This is a genomic window from Rufibacter latericius (genome assembly GCF_003721515.1).
In the GTDB taxonomy this organism is placed as follows: domain Bacteria; phylum Bacteroidota; class Bacteroidia; order Cytophagales; family Hymenobacteraceae; genus Nibribacter; species Nibribacter latericius.
Genome location: NZ_RJJD01000005.1, coordinates 60,148 through 74,807 on the forward strand (window position 1 = coordinate 60,148; position 14,660 = coordinate 74,807).

The window sequence follows — 14,660 nt, forward strand, 5'->3', positions numbered from 1 at the left end:
CTTCCAAATAGGATTCCTCTTACCACCCCTTACTTGTCATCTTGGAAAGACCTTGTGGGCACACAGTAATAACGTTTTCTACAACGCTTTTCTAGTTTGCCCACAAGGTCCTTTCAGGATGACAAGTGAGGAGAATTGTAGAGGTATTGAACAGGCGTTTTATTTAGCAGCGGGTGTAATAAGTCGCCTTTAAAAATCTAATTACTCAAGGTGAGCTGAAAATGTGGCGTGGCTGAGGTAATGGCATCTCCTTCGCGCTGGCTGGTGCTGGTCCATTTGCCTTGGTGGTAAATCCAGCCGTTGGGAGTTCGTTGGTCGGGACCGTAGCACCGGATGCTGGGTTCGTAGGTGATTCTGGCGGGCACTTCCTTGGCGCCGGTTTCCGGGTCTATCGCCTCGTAGCGGTTTTGTTTCAGGATAAGCCACTCAAAGGCAATGAAAAAACCCTGCTCTGGAATTTTGAGGTCGTGCTGGCTTAGGTCTAGTTTGACGGTTTTGATGCCCTTGGGCGCTACGCCAAGAAGCGGCACCGAAAGTAGGTCGCTGCCCGGAGCGCCGTTCTCTCCTACCTGCAGGAGACGAAGCTTGAACGTGGCATTTTTGAGGTTGCTTAATGACACCAGCGAAACCTCGTCCAGGAAAGGCGTGGCTGCATAGGTTGGTTTATACGGAATGTACTGCGCTACAATCCAAGGAGTTCCGTTGCTCCCGAAGGAGTATTCGGTGTTGTCATCCAGCCGGTTCACGATGAGTTTGTTGCGCTTGGTACTCTTCTTCACCGTGACCTCCTTTAAGGCAATTGCTGAGGGCGTGAGCGCCACCCGCAGCACCTCGCCCGGAATGGTCACGCGGGCTTTCTCGTAGCCCAGGCAGGAGATGACGAGCGTTTTGCCCTGCATATCAGACTGCCCCAGACTGAACTCCCCCTTTTCTGAAGAAGTAGCGCCCAGGTTCTCGTTCTCTACCCAGATGTTGGCGAACGCCACCGGTTTATTTGTTTCCTTATCAACAATGATTCCTTTCACCTGGCAGAACCCCGCCATTGCAGTGCCGAAGACAAAGAAAAGCAGAAAAAAGGCGTGTTTCATGCGTTAAGATGTTCAGGAAAAGATATCTGTTTACGAGCCATTTACAAGAAATCGGCTTGAAAACAGAAACCGTTGAAGAGAGGAATCATTGTTTTCAACGTTCCCTTAGAACGCTTATTGGCAGAACTCTGAAATTTAGCTAAAGCTTGATCTTGTACACATCTGCAAGAACGGTGTTCTCTCCCACTTTGCGATCCTCCCTGGGACTGTCAAAGACCACAACCAAGTGATCTTCATCAAAAATCCCCAGCCCTTCTGCTTTGTCCTGTCCGGAGTGGGGGCCGCTGCCGTGGGGCACATCAAAGAGGTGGTCCAGTTCTTTGCGGTGCACCACTTGCTCTCCTTCCAGAGATTGGACCATGGCATTGGGCCAGCGGTACACGGCAATAGTGCCGTCCAGGTCCATGGTAGGGCCTGCCAGGATGTAGAGGTCATTGTCTTTGGCCCGAAGTTCCCGCACGCCTTTGCCCACCATGTGCAGATAATGTTTTTTGTAGAGCGATCCGTCTTTGTTGGGTTTCAGTTGTAGGGTGCCTTTCTCTTCGCCGTCTTCCAGTTGCAACTCCACCACCATTGACCAGCCCCGCAGCACTGGACCGCGCAAACCCACGAAGATGCGGTCTTCGTGCACCGCCATGCCTTCTATGTCAAACCCGTTGTCTTTGCCGGGGATGGGCAGGAAATCTTTGAGGTGGATGTCGTCCTGAAACGCCTCCATCAGTTGGTTTTGCTTTTTGGAACCCACCAGTTGAGCCGCCCGAAGGGTTTTGGAAGGATCATCCAGGTCTGAGCATTTTTTGCAGAGCGTGTACTCCCCGGTTTCGGCATCCTGCACCAGCGGAATACGGGCCAGCAGGTACCGGTTAGGATCAGAGGAAACCTTGGCCAGGCGCTTGGCTTGCTTTTCCATGGAGTCTTCCTTTCGGGGCTTTTTGCGTTTGAGGCTGTGCGAACCCACCAGCCACAGGTAGCCGCCGCCTTCGCCCAGGCCCTCAATGTCTATCTCAGAGTTTTTGCCATCAGGCAGGTCCAGGTACTGAGTGAGGTCAAAGTGCACGTGCTCGCCAAAGGAGTGTTCCCCGGTTTTTTTCAGGCGTTCCAGGGTGGTCTGCTCATCGCAGCTCATCCAGAGGTAATCGCCGGTGCGCAGCACCGTGGAGAGGCCGTCTCGCACGTGTTTGCCGGTGGCGGTGATGCTGTTGGTAGGGTCAAACTTCAGTTTAAGGGAGAAAGCACGTTCTTTCATAGTTTCTGGGGCGTAGGGTACAGGGCAAGTGCACTGGTAAAATAAACCGATTTATGCTTATTTTCAGTAAAACGCAGCTAAAACAGAACGCGACAACCCTCTGCGGAGTTGTCGCGTTCTGTTTTGGATTCCCGCAAAAGAGGTTATTCCTGATCTCCTTCTGAAGACTCTTCCTCTATGTTACTTTCCTCCCTGGATTTGAAGTTAGGGAACGCGGCGTTTCCGTCTTCCAAGGCTTTGGCCAGCGCCGGATTGGCTTGCAGGCGTTGGCTCACGGCAGGGTCCAGCATAAGGGTAAAGATGGTTTTGAAGTAAGGCTTTTCTGCGTACCGCTTCTCAAACGCCTCCTTTTCGGGGCCTTTCATTCCTTTGAGAGCTTTCGCCCACTGTTCTATCTCGGACTTCATCTGGTTTATCTGAGTACCGGCTTCCTGGGAGGCACTCTTGATCATGTCCATCGTTTTCTGGTCGTTTTTCTCTAAAAAGGCCGCTTTCATCTTGATGGCGTAGGTGTTCATGATCTTGTCCATTTTCAGCTCAGTCGGGCTGATGCCCCCGGCCTGGGCGGTGAAAAACAGAAGGGAGAAGACAAGGCTTAACGCTCCTGAGGTTATCCATTTCATCATTTTTTTAGTTTATTTAATATGACATTTATTTAGGACCGGCAGCAGTTGCCGGCTGTTTTCTCTCAGGACTTACCCGGTTAGTTTACGATGCCTTTTTTCCCTCATCCGGCGAAGCCGCCTCCACTACTTTCACTTTGTCGCTGGCTTTGAGGCCGTCTACCACCTGTATGTTGATGCCGTCAGACAAGCCGGTTTTCACCAGTTTCTTCTTGAACTGCTGCGGCCCGGTCTCTACCTCCACAAACACACTGTCTTTGCCTTTTTTCCCGAACTGCAGCAAACCTTCCTTGATGGCCAGCACGTTCTCTTTCTGGTCCAGCACAATATCTGCGTTGGCGCTGTAGCCGGCCCGCAGGAAATCGCCGGGCTGCAGCATCACCTGCGCTTTCACCTGGAACTTCACGGCGCCTTCCTCCAGCACGCCTTTGGGCGCGATGTACTCCAGCTTGGCCTTGAACACCTTGTTCTCGATGGCCCCGATGGTGAGGTTCAGATCCATGCCCTCACGCAGCTTGCCTACCTCAGACTCGTCAATCTTGCCTTCAAAGATGAGGCTCTTCATGTCGGCTACGGCCGCGATGGTGGTGCCTTCGTTGAAGTTGTTGCGCTCAATCACTGAGGCACCCACTTTCACGGGCACATCCAGCACCATGCCGTCTACGGTGGAGATGATGATGTTGGACCCTCCGGTGCGCCGGGAGGTACCCGATTTCACCAGTTGCCGGTTGTTCTCCGCCGAGGTCAGGTCTTCCCGCCGGAGCTTATAGTCCAGCACAAACTTGTTGTATTCCTGCTCGGCAATTACTTTCTGGTCATAGAGCAACTTCTGGCGGGCCAGTTCGCGCTTGGCCTGCTCAAACGCGATGCGAGCGGTCTGTACGCTGGTCTCGGCGTTGTTCACGCTCACCATGTTAGGCACAATCCTGATCTTGGCGATGGTTTGCCCCGCCCTCACCGTTTGGCCCGCTTCCACGTACAGTTCCTCCACAATGCCACTCACCTGTGGCTTTATCTGGATTTCCTTACGCGGCACAATAGAGCCCGTCGCCACCGTCTTCTTCACGATGTTGGTGTAAAACGGCTTCTCAGTCTTATACACCACCGGATCAGCGTTCGATTTCTTGTAGAAGTAATACCCAATCCAGACGCTACCGGCCAGAAACAAGACGATGAACAAGCCTAGGAATACCTTTTTCATTGCTTTAATGTGCTAATGTGTTTTAATGTGCTATTTCAAATCCCCGGCTCTCTTCATGCCGCAGAGGTGTTTTAGAGTCATATTCTATAATTCAGGCTCAAAGCGGTAATTATTCATCCTTCAATGCTTCCACAGGGTTTACCCGCGCGGCTTTGGTAGCCGGAATAAGCCCGGCTAAGGCTCCCATGACCACCAACAGTACAATGGCCATCAAGGCTACCCTGGGATCTACCTCAGGGCTAGCGAAGAAGCCGGCATCTATCTCAAACCGCACCATCAGGTAATTGATCAAGGCCACCAGCCCGGTGCCGGCAATCAGCCCCGAGATGCCGGCAATACTGGTAATCACCACCGATTCCTGCAAAATCAAACTGATCACCGACCATGGCGTGGCACCCAGCGCCTTCCGGATGCCGATCTCTTTGGTGCGCTCTTTCACCACGATGAGCATGATGTTGCCCACGCCAATGATGCCCGCGATGATAGTCCCGATGCTCACGATCCAGCTGAACCCCGAGATACCCGCGAACAGCCCCTGCACGTCTTTAAACTCTTTCTCCACGTTGGCTGAACCAAAGGCTTTCAGGTCGGTGGGCGCTACCTGGTGGCGTTGGGCAAGCAGGGTTTTCACCTTTTCTTCCACCACCTCGGCAGGTACGCCGGGTGCGGGAATAATCTTGAAGTGCCCAATGCGGTTAGGCTGGTTGAACGTCTGCTGCAGCGTGGTATTGGGAATATAGATGGTCTGAGATGCGTTGACAATGTCCTCGCCTTTGCCCACAGGCGTAAACATGCCCACTATCTGGAAATGGCTTCCCTTGATGTTGATGTATTTCCCGATGGGGTCCACGCCGGTCTTGAACAGCACTTCCTGCACCCGCGGACCTATCACCGCCACCTTGCGTTTCTCCTCAATATCAATGCGGTTCACGAAACGGCCCGTGCTGATGGTCAGCGGATCTACGTACAGCATCTCGGGGTAATCGCCGCTCACGTTAAAGGACGAGTTCTTATCACCGTAGCTCACGATGAAGGTTCCGTCCAGACCGTTGCTGGGCGAAAGAATGCCCACTTCCGGCAACTGCTCCTGAATGGCTTTCACATCGTCATTGGTCAGGTGCACGAACCTACCGGCCTTCAGGCCCATGTAAGGAACGCTGGTACGCTGCGTCCAGACGAAAACCGCGTTCTTGGCGATGTTGAAGTCGTTGGTAATGCCGTGTTCCAGCCCTTTGCCCGCGCCCAGCAGAAGCACCAGCATGAAGATGCCCCAGAACACGCCAAACGCCGTGAGCGCCGTCCGTAGCTTGTGTTTCCGGACGGTGGCGTAAATCTCAGCCCATTTGTCTACATCTATCATTTTTGGGGAGTTCTGAGTTCTGAGTCTTTAGTTCTGAGTCAATAAATCGTTTTGAACCTGTTTTATAAAATCGGCTTAAAAACAGCTTCTGAGTTCTTGGAAAAGAAGATGTGGGGACACCTGTCTGCACCAATTCTTACTTCTTAATTCCTAATTCATAATTAATCCGCGCGCAAGGCTTCGATGGGTTTGATGCTGGCGGCCTTGAGAGCAGGCATCAGACCGGCCAGAGCCCCGGCCAGTACCAGCAGCACCGTGGCCGAGACCGCCACGCCCAGGTTCACTCCCGGATTGGCGAAGAACGGCAGATCGGCCCCGGATTTCTCCAAGGCAAAACGCATCAGGTCCAGTACACCTACCCCGGCCAACAATCCCAAATAACCAGAGAAGGCCGTAATCACCACCGATTCCTGCAGGATCATGCTCACGATGGACACCGGCGTAGCACCCAAGGCTTTCCGAACTCCAATCTCGCGGGTACGTTCCTTCACAATAATCAACATGATGTTACTTACGCCCACAATACCGGCGATGAGCGTGCCGATGCCTACTACCCACACAAACATGTTGATGCCGTTGAACAGCCCCATAATTTGCTCGTATTCTTTCTCGCCGTTGTTGATGTCCAACGCCTGGGCATCCTCCGCTGAGAATTTATGGCGTTGAGCCAACAGGGCTTTCACTTTGTCTTCAATTACCACCGCCTTCACGCCGGGCCGAGCCACCATGGCCACCAACTGCACCTGGTTAGGCTGGTTGTAGGTATTCTGCAAAGTGGAAAACGGAATGTACGCCCGTTCCTCGCGCCGGCCGCCGTTGTTGCCGCGAACCGTGAAAATGCCCACCACTTTGAAGTGAATACCCTGGATGTTCACGTACTCTTCAAGCCCGGTTTTGTCTTTGAACAGCACCTCGCGCACCTTCTCGCCCAGAACAATGACCTTGCGTTTCTCTTTGATGTCATTCTCATTAAGCAGCCGGCCTACTTTGAGGCGTTCGCCGTTCACCTCCAGAAACTGGGGTGTAGAACCGAAGACCTGGTAAGAGCCGTTCTCGGTTTTGTAGTTGATGGTGTACTCGCCCCACAAACGGTTACGCGGCGAGATAATCTGTACCTGCGGCACTTCGCGCTCAATGGTGGCTAAATCCTCGTTCGTGAGTTTGATTTCCCGGCCAGGACCCAAACCGGCGTGCGGCATGGAAGATTTTCCACCCGAGAAGAAAATTCCGTTTTTGGCTCCATCGCCGAAGCGGTTGAACACGCCGTTCTGCAACCCCTGCCCGAAGCCCAACAACATCACCAGCATGAAGATGCCCCAGAACACCCCGAAGGCGGTAAGGAAGGTACGGAGCTTGTTTTTCCGGATGGTGCCCAGAATCTCCTGCCATTTATCTACATCAAACATGGGGTGGCGGGGTTAAGCTTGCGTATAGGCCACGGGAGTCAGAAATTCCTCGGTTTTGTTTCCCAGGCCATCGTCCAGGATAAGGCCGTCTTTTAGGCGGATCACGCGTTCGGTCTGGTCCGCGATGTCGTTTTCGTGGGTCACAATCACCACTGTGATGCCCTGCTTATGCACTTCCTTGAAAATCTCCATCACCTCATACGATGTGGTGGTATCCAGGGCTCCGGTAGGCTCATCGGCTAAAATCAGGCGAGGCTGGCTGATGAGGGCTCTAGCGATGGCCACGCGTTGCCGCTGCCCGCCAGACATCTCGTTGGGCGAGTGCTCAGCCCATTCTCTCAGACCCACACGGCCCAGGTACTCCAGGGCGCGTTTGTTGCGCTCTTTTCGGCCCACTTTCTGGTAATAGAGCGGCAAAGCCACGTTCTCCATGGCGTTTTTGAACGACAGCAGGTTGAAACTCTGGAAGACGAAGCCCAGGAACTTGTTTCTATAATAAGCGGCCTTGGCTTGGGAGAGATTCCTGATGGGCGTTCCGGCCAGCGTGTAACTTCCGGTATCGTAGTCATCCAGGATACCCAGGATGTTGAGCAGCGTGGATTTACCGGAGCCCGAGGAACCCATGATGGAGACCAGCTCCCCTTCCCGTACGTGCAGATCAATTCCCTTCAGCACATGGAGCTTGTTCTGCGCCATGGAGTAGTATTTATGGATGTTCTGGAGCTGTATCATGGTCAACGCTGAGTGAAAGGCCCTTAACAAATGAACTTCCCCACGGAAAGCGGATATCCTATAGATGCAGCTTTCCGTGGCTTGGTTGCCTGAGCAAGCCAGATGTGCTGTTTTTAGCCCTACTTTCTATAAACTTCCTCAAAAACAGCGGCTTGCGCAAGCAATTACTTCATTTGTAGCATCCGCCTCTCACTTATTACAACTATTCCATGACAATTTTTGCCGGCCTCTCCCCTATGCAGCGGCCGTAAATTGTTTTAAGGCTGTTTTCTGGAAAACAGGCCAGAAATGGATTATCAACAGATGCCGCGAGCATAGCCAGACGAAGCACTGTCCTTGAAGCGCTCTCCTTATCCTTTCAGGATGACAAAAAGAAGACGAAACCATTGTAGAGATAAGACATGTCTTATCTCTACCTTTACCCACCCACATCCTGATTTTACCCAACAAAAAAGCCGCTCCTGTTTTGGAGCGGCTTTCATGATTTTAGGTCGAAAACGGTTATTGTGCCAGCGTCACTTTACGCTCTACGGTGTTGAAAGGCCCAGGAATCACTTTTCCTTGGTTATCGATCAGTTCCAGTTTGAAGGTGTTTTCGCCCATGGGCAGACCCTCTACCAGGTACGGCAACCACTGGTCTAAGATGAACTCATTGCCGTTGATGGTGGCGCGTACTTTGTTTCCGTCTTTGGCTAGTTTGGTATTCACCAGGTAAAAGTCCAGCATCACCTTGCGGGTGTCGGCACCTTTGTACTCACCTTTGGGACGGCTATAGAACAGGTGCTGTCCATTTTCATCGAACTTAGCGGCACTGGCCGGGGCATTGCCCACGTTGATCACGCGCAGGTCATAGGCATCTTCGTGCTTAATGCTTTCGTGGTACGAACGAGAAAGGAAAGACAAGACTACATGTTGGCCTGGCTTGATGGCTTTCTTGAACGTTGGCTTGTAATGCGCAGTGTAAGGCTCGTTGTCCACAATGTTGTGGATGTGCTGGCCTTCTTTGGAGTTGGCGTGCTCGTGGGTTCCGGCATCGGTGGTTTGCTGGCTCAACTGGAAGTTCTTCACTTCGTAATTGAACTGCACCGAGTCGCCTGTCACCTTGCCGTTCTCCTCGGGTTGGTTCAGGTCCAGGTCAGCATCTGGGAAATCAACGGAGTTGCTGTAGGAATAGACTTTCAAGCCACCTTTTTCCATGGGCGTACCCATAGCACCCTGGTGCTGTACTCCGGCGGTATCGTGGGCCATGCCAGAATGGTCGGTGGTGGCGGTGGTATCTGTTCCAGTCGCGGTGTCAGAGCGTTTTCCGTCACAGGCAGCGGCTAGAAGCATGGCTGCTATCGCTACAAAAGACAAGTGTTTCTTTTTCATAGTTAGGTTTTCGTATAAGTACGTAGAAGGTTTCAAAGATAGAAATTTCGTAACTTGCAGCATATTTTAAAAGCCATTCAAAAACACGTCAGGACAGGTTTATGAACGATAAATTATTAGAGGAAATCCCATCGGTGGACTTAGCCGATTTCACCTCCGGCGATCCGGCCCGCAAAGCCGCTTTCGTACAGGCCATGGGCGATGCGCACCAAAACATCGGCTTTGCCGCCCTGAAAAACCACGGCCTAAGCGATGAGTTGACAGATCGTTTATACGCGGCCATCAAAAAATTTTTCGCCCTGCCCGATGACGTAAAGCAAAAATACGAGATCCCCGGCCTGGCCGGACAACGCGGTTACGTGGGCAAAGGAAAAGAGCACGCCAAGGGCCGCAACACCGGTGACCTGAAGGAGTTCTACCACGTGGGCCAGGAAGTTACTGACAACGACCCTATCAAAGAAGAATACCCAGACAACGTTTGGCCTGAAGAGGTAGCCGAGTTCCGGGAAGTAGCCCTGGAGGCATACACCCGTCTGGAAGCCGCCGGCAAGCAGGTTCTGCGCGCCCTAGCCCTGTACCTGGGTCTTTCTGAAGACTATTTCGAGGCCAAAGTACACAACGGGAACAGCATTCTGCGTGCGATCCATTATTTCCCTATCGAGAACCCGGATGCCGTCCCTGCCGATGCCGTACGCGCCGCCGAGCACGGGGACATCAACCTCATCACCTTGCTGATGGGTGCCTCCGCCGATGGCCTTCAGGTGCTTCGCCGTGACGGTAAATGGATCCCGATCACGGCCTTGCCTGAGCAGATCATCGTGAACGTGGGCGATATGCTGTCCCGCCACACCAACAACAAGTTGAAGTCTACCATCCACCGCGTTGTGAACCCACCGCGCGAGCTGATGAACACGTCCCGCTTCTCTATCCCATTCTTCATGCACCCGCGTTCTGAGATGGACCTGACTTGCCTGGAGAGCTGCATTGACGCCCAGAACCCGAAACAATTTCCAGACATCACCGCCGGAGAGTTCCTCAACGAGCGCCTGGTGGAGCTGGGTCTGAAAAAATAATCTGTTTACCGTATCATAGAAAGGGGCCTTTAAGGGCTCCTTTCGTTTTTATGCCTATTTTTAGAAAACAGGCCAGAAACGCTTCCAACCCCTCGTTCTATTGCGCCCTCGTAACTATCTCTTCCTGAAGGATGTGGCTTCGCTTTCGCTTACGGCGTTTGGCGGGCCTCAGGCGCATATTGCTATGATGTTGCGCCTTTTGGTGGAAAAGCGGCGCTACATCACCGAGAAGGAACTGCTGGAATTGAATGCTCTGTGCCAGATTCTGCCTGGCCCCTCTTCTACCCAAACCATCACCGCCATCGGGTTCAAAGTGGGCGGCCCAAACCTGGCGTACCTCACACTGTTGGTCTGGATTGCGCCCGCTGCTCTCATTATGATTGCGGCAGCCCTCATCATCTCTTTCTTGCAAGGCAAAGGCGCACCCTTGGGTTTCACCCGATTTATCCAACCTATGGCCGTTGGTTTCGTGGCTTTCGCCGCTTGGCGGATCAGCTCCAAAGTAGTCTACACCAAAGGCGGCATCGTAATCATGGTGTTCTCCGCTATCCTGGCTTTTTTCTTCCGATCTCCCTGGGTTTTTCCGCTGCTGCTACTGATAGGTGGTAGCCTAACAGCATTAAGGTTCCAGAGCCAGCCGGTGCTAGAGAAAAAACCCATGAAGGTAGAATGGGCCAATTTCCTGTTGTTTCTAGGAGTTTTGATTGCAGCAGCTTTGCTAGGAAGGTTTACGCAACTTCGGGCGGTGCTGCTGTTTGAGAACTTCTACCGGAACGGCAGCCTTATTTTTGGCGGTGGCCAAGTTCTGATTCCTGTGATGTACACCGAGTTTGTGGAGTTCAAGGGTTATCTAAACTCCAAGGAGTTTCTGTCTGGGTTCGCGTTGGTGCAGGCTTTACCCGGTCCAGTCTTCTCTTTCTGCTCCTACATCGGCACCCTGGCCATGCGCCCGTACGGCTGGGGCGGACAGATTCTAGGTGGCGTGGTCTGCACCATCGCTATTTTCCTGCCGGGCACGTTCCTGATCTTCTTCGTGATCCGGTTCTGGGAGGAACTCAGGAAGTACCGTGTCATTCAGGCTTCTTTGGAAGGCATCAACGCCGTAGGCTGCGGAATGGTGTGTGCCGCCGCCATTATGCTGTACCACCCCATCGAGAACACACCTTACAACTTCGGGTTGGTGGTGCTCACCTTTGCGCTGCTGCAATGGACGAAAATTCCGGCTCCCGCGCTCATTCTGGCTGGCTTGGTGGTTGGTTTGCTGTTTCCTAACTAATCTGTTTCAAGCACCTATTTCCAAAAACAGCCCAAAAACAGAAAGCCCGGTGAGGTTATACTCTCACAGGGCTTCTTGATATTACTTGTCTCTACTTTACAATTTGCTAGAGGTTCGCAACTACTTTCTGCTCTCTCAGGACGCTTAATAGATAATCACCGTAACCGCTTTTGCGCAGGGGCTCGGCTACGCGCTGAAGTTGCTCGGCATTGATGAAACCCATTCGGTAGGCCACCTCCTCAATAGACCCGATCTTCAGTCCCTGACGCTCCTCAATCACCTGCACAAACGTAGCCGCCTGCATCAAGGATTGGATGGTGCCGGTATCTAACCAAGCCGTACCGCGGTCCAGAATGCCTACTTTCAGCTTGCCCTGGCGCAGGTATTCTTTGTTTACATCGGTAATTTCGTACTCCCCACGCGGGCTAGGCTCCAGATTTTTGGCGATCTCTACTACATCATTGTCATAGAAGTAAAGGCCGGGCACTGCGTAGCTTGATTTCGGTTGCTTTGGTTTCTCTTCAATAGAGACGGCTTTCATGTTCTGGTCAAACTCCACCACGCCGTAGCGCTCCGGGTCATTCACATGATAGGCATACACCACCCCGCCATCAGGGTCATTGTTGGCTTGCAGCAGTTTACTCATGCCTGACCCATAGAAGATGTTGTCTCCCAGAATCAAAGCGGCTTTGTCGTTCCCGATGAAATCCGCGCCTAACACAAATGCCTGGGCTAATCCATTCGGAACTTCCTGCACCTGGTAGCTGAAATTACACCCGATCTGACTGCCGTCGCCCAGCAGACGCTCGAACATGGGAAGGTCGTGCGGCGTGGAAATGATGAGAATGTCTCTGATCCCGGCCAGCATCAAAGTGGACAGCGGGTAATAGATCATGGGTTTGTCATACACCGGCATCAATTGCTTGCTAACAGCGAGCGTGAGCGGGTGTAACCTTGTTCCTGAGCCTCCGGCTAAGACGATTCCTTTCATGTCTTATTTCTGGTTGTAAATGAAATCTTGGTTATCGCGGAACCAAGCCAAAGTTCTTTGAAGTCCTTCCTGAATTCTGATCTGTGGGTTATACCCTAATAGGCGCTGTGCTTTGGAGATATCAGCTAAGCTATCGCGGATGTCCCCGGCACGCTCCGGACCGTACTCCGCCTGCACATCCACGCCGGCTTCTTCCTTCAGGATGTTGAACAGGTCGTTCAACGAGGTTCTGTCGCCCACCGCAATGTTGTAGACTTGGTTAGTGGCCTCGGGGTTCTCCACTAAAGCCGCGCGAATGTTTGCTTCCACGCAGTTCTCCACGAAGGTGAAGTCACGGGTTTGCTCGCCATCACCGTTCATTCTTGGCCCGCGGTTGTTCAACACCGCGTCGATAAACAAAGGAATCACGGCTGCATAAGCGCCATTCGGGTCTTGGCGTGGGCCGAAGATGTTGAAGTACCGCAGCCCGATGATTTCCATGCCGTAGGTTTTTCCGAACACATCGGCGTACAACTCATTAGCGTACTTGGTCACCGCGTAAGGGGAAAGCGGCTTGCCGATCTTGTCTTCCACCTTGGGCAGCGACTTGCTGTCACCGTAAGTTGAGGAAGAGGCGGCGTAGACAAAGCGTTTCACGTTCTGTTCTTTGGCGGCCATGAGCATGTTCACAAAGCCGCCCACGTTCACCGCGTTGGAAGTCACCGGGTCTTTTACGCTTCTGGGCACTGAACCCAAAGCGGCCTGATGCAACACCACGTCCATTCCTTCGCAGGCTTTCATGCAGGCTTGCAGATCCCGAATGTCTCCTTCCAGCACCTCTAGTCTGTCATTATCCTGGAAAGCCTTCAGGTTTTTGTGAAAGCCGTTGGAATAGTCATCCAGCACCCGCACTTTCTTGGCGTTGTACTTCAATAAATATTCTACCAGGTTAGAACCGATGAATCCGGCACCGCCGGTTACTAGAAAGGAAGTTTGCTCTAAAGAGCCGTTGTGGAAAGGATGCTCGTACACTGTAAACAATTAAGAATTAGGAATCATGTGCCCCTTTTAAGGCTACTTTGAGAAAACTACCTTCAAAACACAAGCTTTTCTGCTCTCTCAGTCTGATTCTTTTGAATGATTGGTTCATACTACTTCCAGTAGAAGACTTTCTTCTATTGGAAGTAGTATGCTTAAATAAAATGCATTTAGAAGCTGCTTTTATGGAAACAGCTTCTAAACGCATTTCTATTGAAATTTAGCGGGCATATTGCTCCTTATAGTATTCTTGGTAGCTACCGGAAGTCACATTTTGCAACCATTCCTCATTTTGCAGGTACCAGTCTACCGTTTTCTCCAGACCTTCCTCAAACGTAACAGATGGTTTCCACCCCAGCTCATTCATGATCTTGGAAGAGTCAATGGCGTAGCGTAAATCGTGGCCAGCCCTGTCAGTCACGAAGGTGATGAGTTTGCGGGAGGTGCCTGGCTCATGACCCAATTTCTGGTCCATGATATCGCACAGCAGGTGAATAAGGTCAATGTTGCGCCACTCGTTCACGCCGCCTATGTTGTAAGTATCGCCTTCTTTGCCTTTGTGGAATACATTGTCAATGGCACGGGCATGGTCAATCACATATAACCAGTCGCGGATGTTCTCGCCTTTGCCGTACACCGGCACCGGTTTGTTGTTCTTGATGTTGTTCAGCGCCAGCGGAATCAGCTTCTCGGGGAAGTGGTTGGGTCCGTAGTTGTTGGAGCAATTAGAGATCTTCACCGGCAAGCCATAGGTGTGATAGTAAGCCCGCACAAAGTGGTCTGAACTGGCTTTGGAGGCCGAATAAGGCGAGCGGGGATCGTATTTGGTTTCCTCGGTGAACATGCCTTCCTCACCCAGTGAACCATACACCTCATCGGTGGAGATGTGGTAGAATATCTTCCCGGTGAAATCAGACTTCCAGAGTTCTTTGGCCGCGTGCAACAAATTGCAGGTTCCGTTCACGTTCGTGCGCACAAATGCCATTGGGTCAGTGATAGAACGGTCTACGTGTGACTCGGCGGCCAAGTGCATTACGGCATCAAATCGGTGCTCTTGGAACAACCCGTTGATGTACTCCTGATCGGTGATGTCGCCTTTGATGAAGGTGTAATTAGGAGCATCTTCAATATCCGTCAGGTTCTGAAGATTTCCTGCATACGTAAGTTTATCCAGATTGAAAATTTGATAGTTGGGGTACTTTGTTACAAATAACCGCACTACGTGGGAACCAATGAAACCGGCTCCTCCGGTGATTAATATTTTCATTCTACTTTG

At 52.0% G+C, this 14,660-nt stretch carries 13 protein-coding genes; 2 read left to right on the forward strand and 11 right to left on the reverse strand.

Annotation, left to right across the window (positions count from 1 at the left end; genetic code table 11):
- Positions 1-197 precede the first annotated feature (197 nt).
- The 8 genes from EFB08_RS09840 to EFB08_RS09875 all read right to left on the reverse strand — a co-directional run bounded on the left by EFB08_RS09840 (position 198) and on the right by EFB08_RS09875 (position 9,027).
- Positions 198-1,088, reverse strand: a complete 891-nt coding sequence (locus tag EFB08_RS09840) for a carboxypeptidase-like regulatory domain-containing protein (protein ID WP_123126789.1) — start codon at positions 1,086-1,088, stop codon at positions 198-200.
- 139 nt (positions 1,089-1,227) lie between these two features.
- Positions 1,228-2,334, reverse strand: a complete 1,107-nt coding sequence (locus EFB08_RS09845) for a DUF3616 domain-containing protein (protein WP_123126790.1) — start codon at positions 2,332-2,334, stop codon at positions 1,228-1,230.
- 143 nt (positions 2,335-2,477) lie between these two features.
- Positions 2,478-2,960, reverse strand: coding sequence for a hypothetical protein (locus EFB08_RS09850; RefSeq protein ID WP_123126791.1), 483 nt, complete (start codon positions 2,958-2,960; stop codon positions 2,478-2,480).
- Positions 2,961-3,042: 82 nt separating this feature from the next.
- Entirely contained in the window at positions 3,043-4,158 is a 1,116-nt protein-coding gene (locus EFB08_RS09855) for an efflux RND transporter periplasmic adaptor subunit (protein WP_123126792.1), read from the reverse strand.
- Positions 4,159-4,267: 109 nt separating this feature from the next.
- Entirely contained in the window at positions 4,268-5,518 is a 1,251-nt protein-coding gene (locus EFB08_RS09860) for an ABC transporter permease (protein ID WP_123126793.1), read from the reverse strand.
- A 161-nt stretch (positions 5,519-5,679) separates the two neighbouring features.
- Positions 5,680-6,924 carry an ABC transporter permease gene (locus tag EFB08_RS09865; protein WP_123126794.1) on the reverse strand — a complete coding sequence of 415 codons (1,245 nt, stop codon included), beginning with the start codon at positions 6,922-6,924 and terminating at the stop codon, positions 5,680-5,682.
- A 12-nt stretch (positions 6,925-6,936) separates the two neighbouring features.
- Positions 6,937-7,656: an ABC transporter ATP-binding protein gene (locus tag EFB08_RS09870; RefSeq protein ID WP_123126795.1), complete on the reverse strand. Its 720-nt coding sequence runs from the start codon at positions 7,654-7,656 to the stop codon at positions 6,937-6,939.
- Positions 7,657-8,157: 501 nt separating this feature from the next.
- The gene (locus tag EFB08_RS09875) at positions 8,158-9,027 is read right to left on the reverse strand and encodes a hypothetical protein (RefSeq protein ID WP_123127041.1); all 870 of its coding nucleotides are present in this window, start codon (positions 9,025-9,027) and stop codon (positions 8,158-8,160) included.
- A 101-nt stretch (positions 9,028-9,128) separates the two neighbouring features.
- Between EFB08_RS09875 and EFB08_RS09880 the strand changes: the two genes are divergently transcribed.
- Together EFB08_RS09880 and chrA are read left to right on the forward strand one after the other, a co-directional pair.
- Positions 9,129-10,100, forward strand: a complete 972-nt coding sequence (locus tag EFB08_RS09880) for an isopenicillin N synthase family dioxygenase (RefSeq protein WP_123126796.1) — start codon at positions 9,129-9,131, stop codon at positions 10,098-10,100.
- 100 nt (positions 10,101-10,200) lie between these two features.
- A complete protein-coding gene (chrA, locus tag EFB08_RS09885; RefSeq protein WP_123126797.1) occupies positions 10,201-11,376 on the forward strand; it encodes a chromate efflux transporter in 1,176 nt (391 codons plus the stop codon).
- Between the two features lie 106 nt (positions 11,377-11,482).
- Here chrA and rfbA read toward each other — a convergent pair whose 3' ends face one another.
- From rfbA to rfbB, 3 genes are all read right to left on the reverse strand, one after another.
- Positions 11,483-12,367, reverse strand: coding sequence for a glucose-1-phosphate thymidylyltransferase RfbA (gene rfbA / locus EFB08_RS09890; RefSeq protein ID WP_123126798.1), 885 nt, complete (start codon positions 12,365-12,367; stop codon positions 11,483-11,485).
- Positions 12,368-12,370: 3 nt separating this feature from the next.
- Positions 12,371-13,378: an SDR family oxidoreductase gene (locus tag EFB08_RS09895; RefSeq protein WP_123126799.1), complete on the reverse strand. Its 1,008-nt coding sequence runs from the start codon at positions 13,376-13,378 to the stop codon at positions 12,371-12,373.
- A 226-nt stretch (positions 13,379-13,604) separates the two neighbouring features.
- Positions 13,605-14,651: a dTDP-glucose 4,6-dehydratase gene (rfbB, locus tag EFB08_RS09900; protein WP_123126800.1), complete on the reverse strand. Its 1,047-nt coding sequence runs from the start codon at positions 14,649-14,651 to the stop codon at positions 13,605-13,607.
- Positions 14,652-14,660: the final 9 nt, after the last annotated feature.

What these genes read in the sequence shown, in the direction of transcription:
- EFB08_RS09840 (WP_123126789.1), bottom strand. Translation starts at nt 1,088, where the DNA reads ATGAAACACGCCTTTTTTCTGCTTTTCTTTGTCTTCGGCACTGCAATG.
- EFB08_RS09845 (WP_123126790.1), bottom strand. Translation starts at nt 2,334, where the DNA reads ATGAAAGAACGTGCTTTCTCCCTTAAACTGAAGTTTGACCCTACCAAC.
- EFB08_RS09850 (WP_123126791.1), bottom strand. Translation starts at nt 2,960, where the DNA reads ATGATGAAATGGATAACCTCAGGAGCGTTAAGCCTTGTCTTCTCCCTT.
- EFB08_RS09855 (WP_123126792.1), bottom strand. Translation starts at nt 4,158, where the DNA reads ATGAAAAAGGTATTCCTAGGCTTGTTCATCGTCTTGTTTCTGGCCGGT.
- EFB08_RS09860 (WP_123126793.1), bottom strand. Translation starts at nt 5,518, where the DNA reads ATGATAGATGTAGACAAATGGGCTGAGATTTACGCCACCGTCCGGAAA.
- EFB08_RS09865 (WP_123126794.1), bottom strand. Translation starts at nt 6,924, where the DNA reads ATGTTTGATGTAGATAAATGGCAGGAGATTCTGGGCACCATCCGGAAA.
- EFB08_RS09870 (WP_123126795.1), bottom strand. Translation starts at nt 7,656, where the DNA reads ATGATACAGCTCCAGAACATCCATAAATACTACTCCATGGCGCAGAAC.
- EFB08_RS09875 (WP_123127041.1), bottom strand. Translation starts at nt 9,027, where the DNA reads ATGAAAAAGAAACACTTGTCTTTTGTAGCGATAGCAGCCATGCTTCTA.
- EFB08_RS09880 (WP_123126796.1), top strand. Translation starts at nt 9,129, where the DNA reads ATGAACGATAAATTATTAGAGGAAATCCCATCGGTGGACTTAGCCGAT.
- rfbA (WP_123126798.1), bottom strand. Translation starts at nt 12,367, where the DNA reads ATGAAAGGAATCGTCTTAGCCGGAGGCTCAGGAACAAGGTTACACCCG.
- rfbB (WP_123126800.1), bottom strand. Translation starts at nt 14,651, where the DNA reads ATGAAAATATTAATCACCGGAGGAGCCGGTTTCATTGGTTCCCACGTA.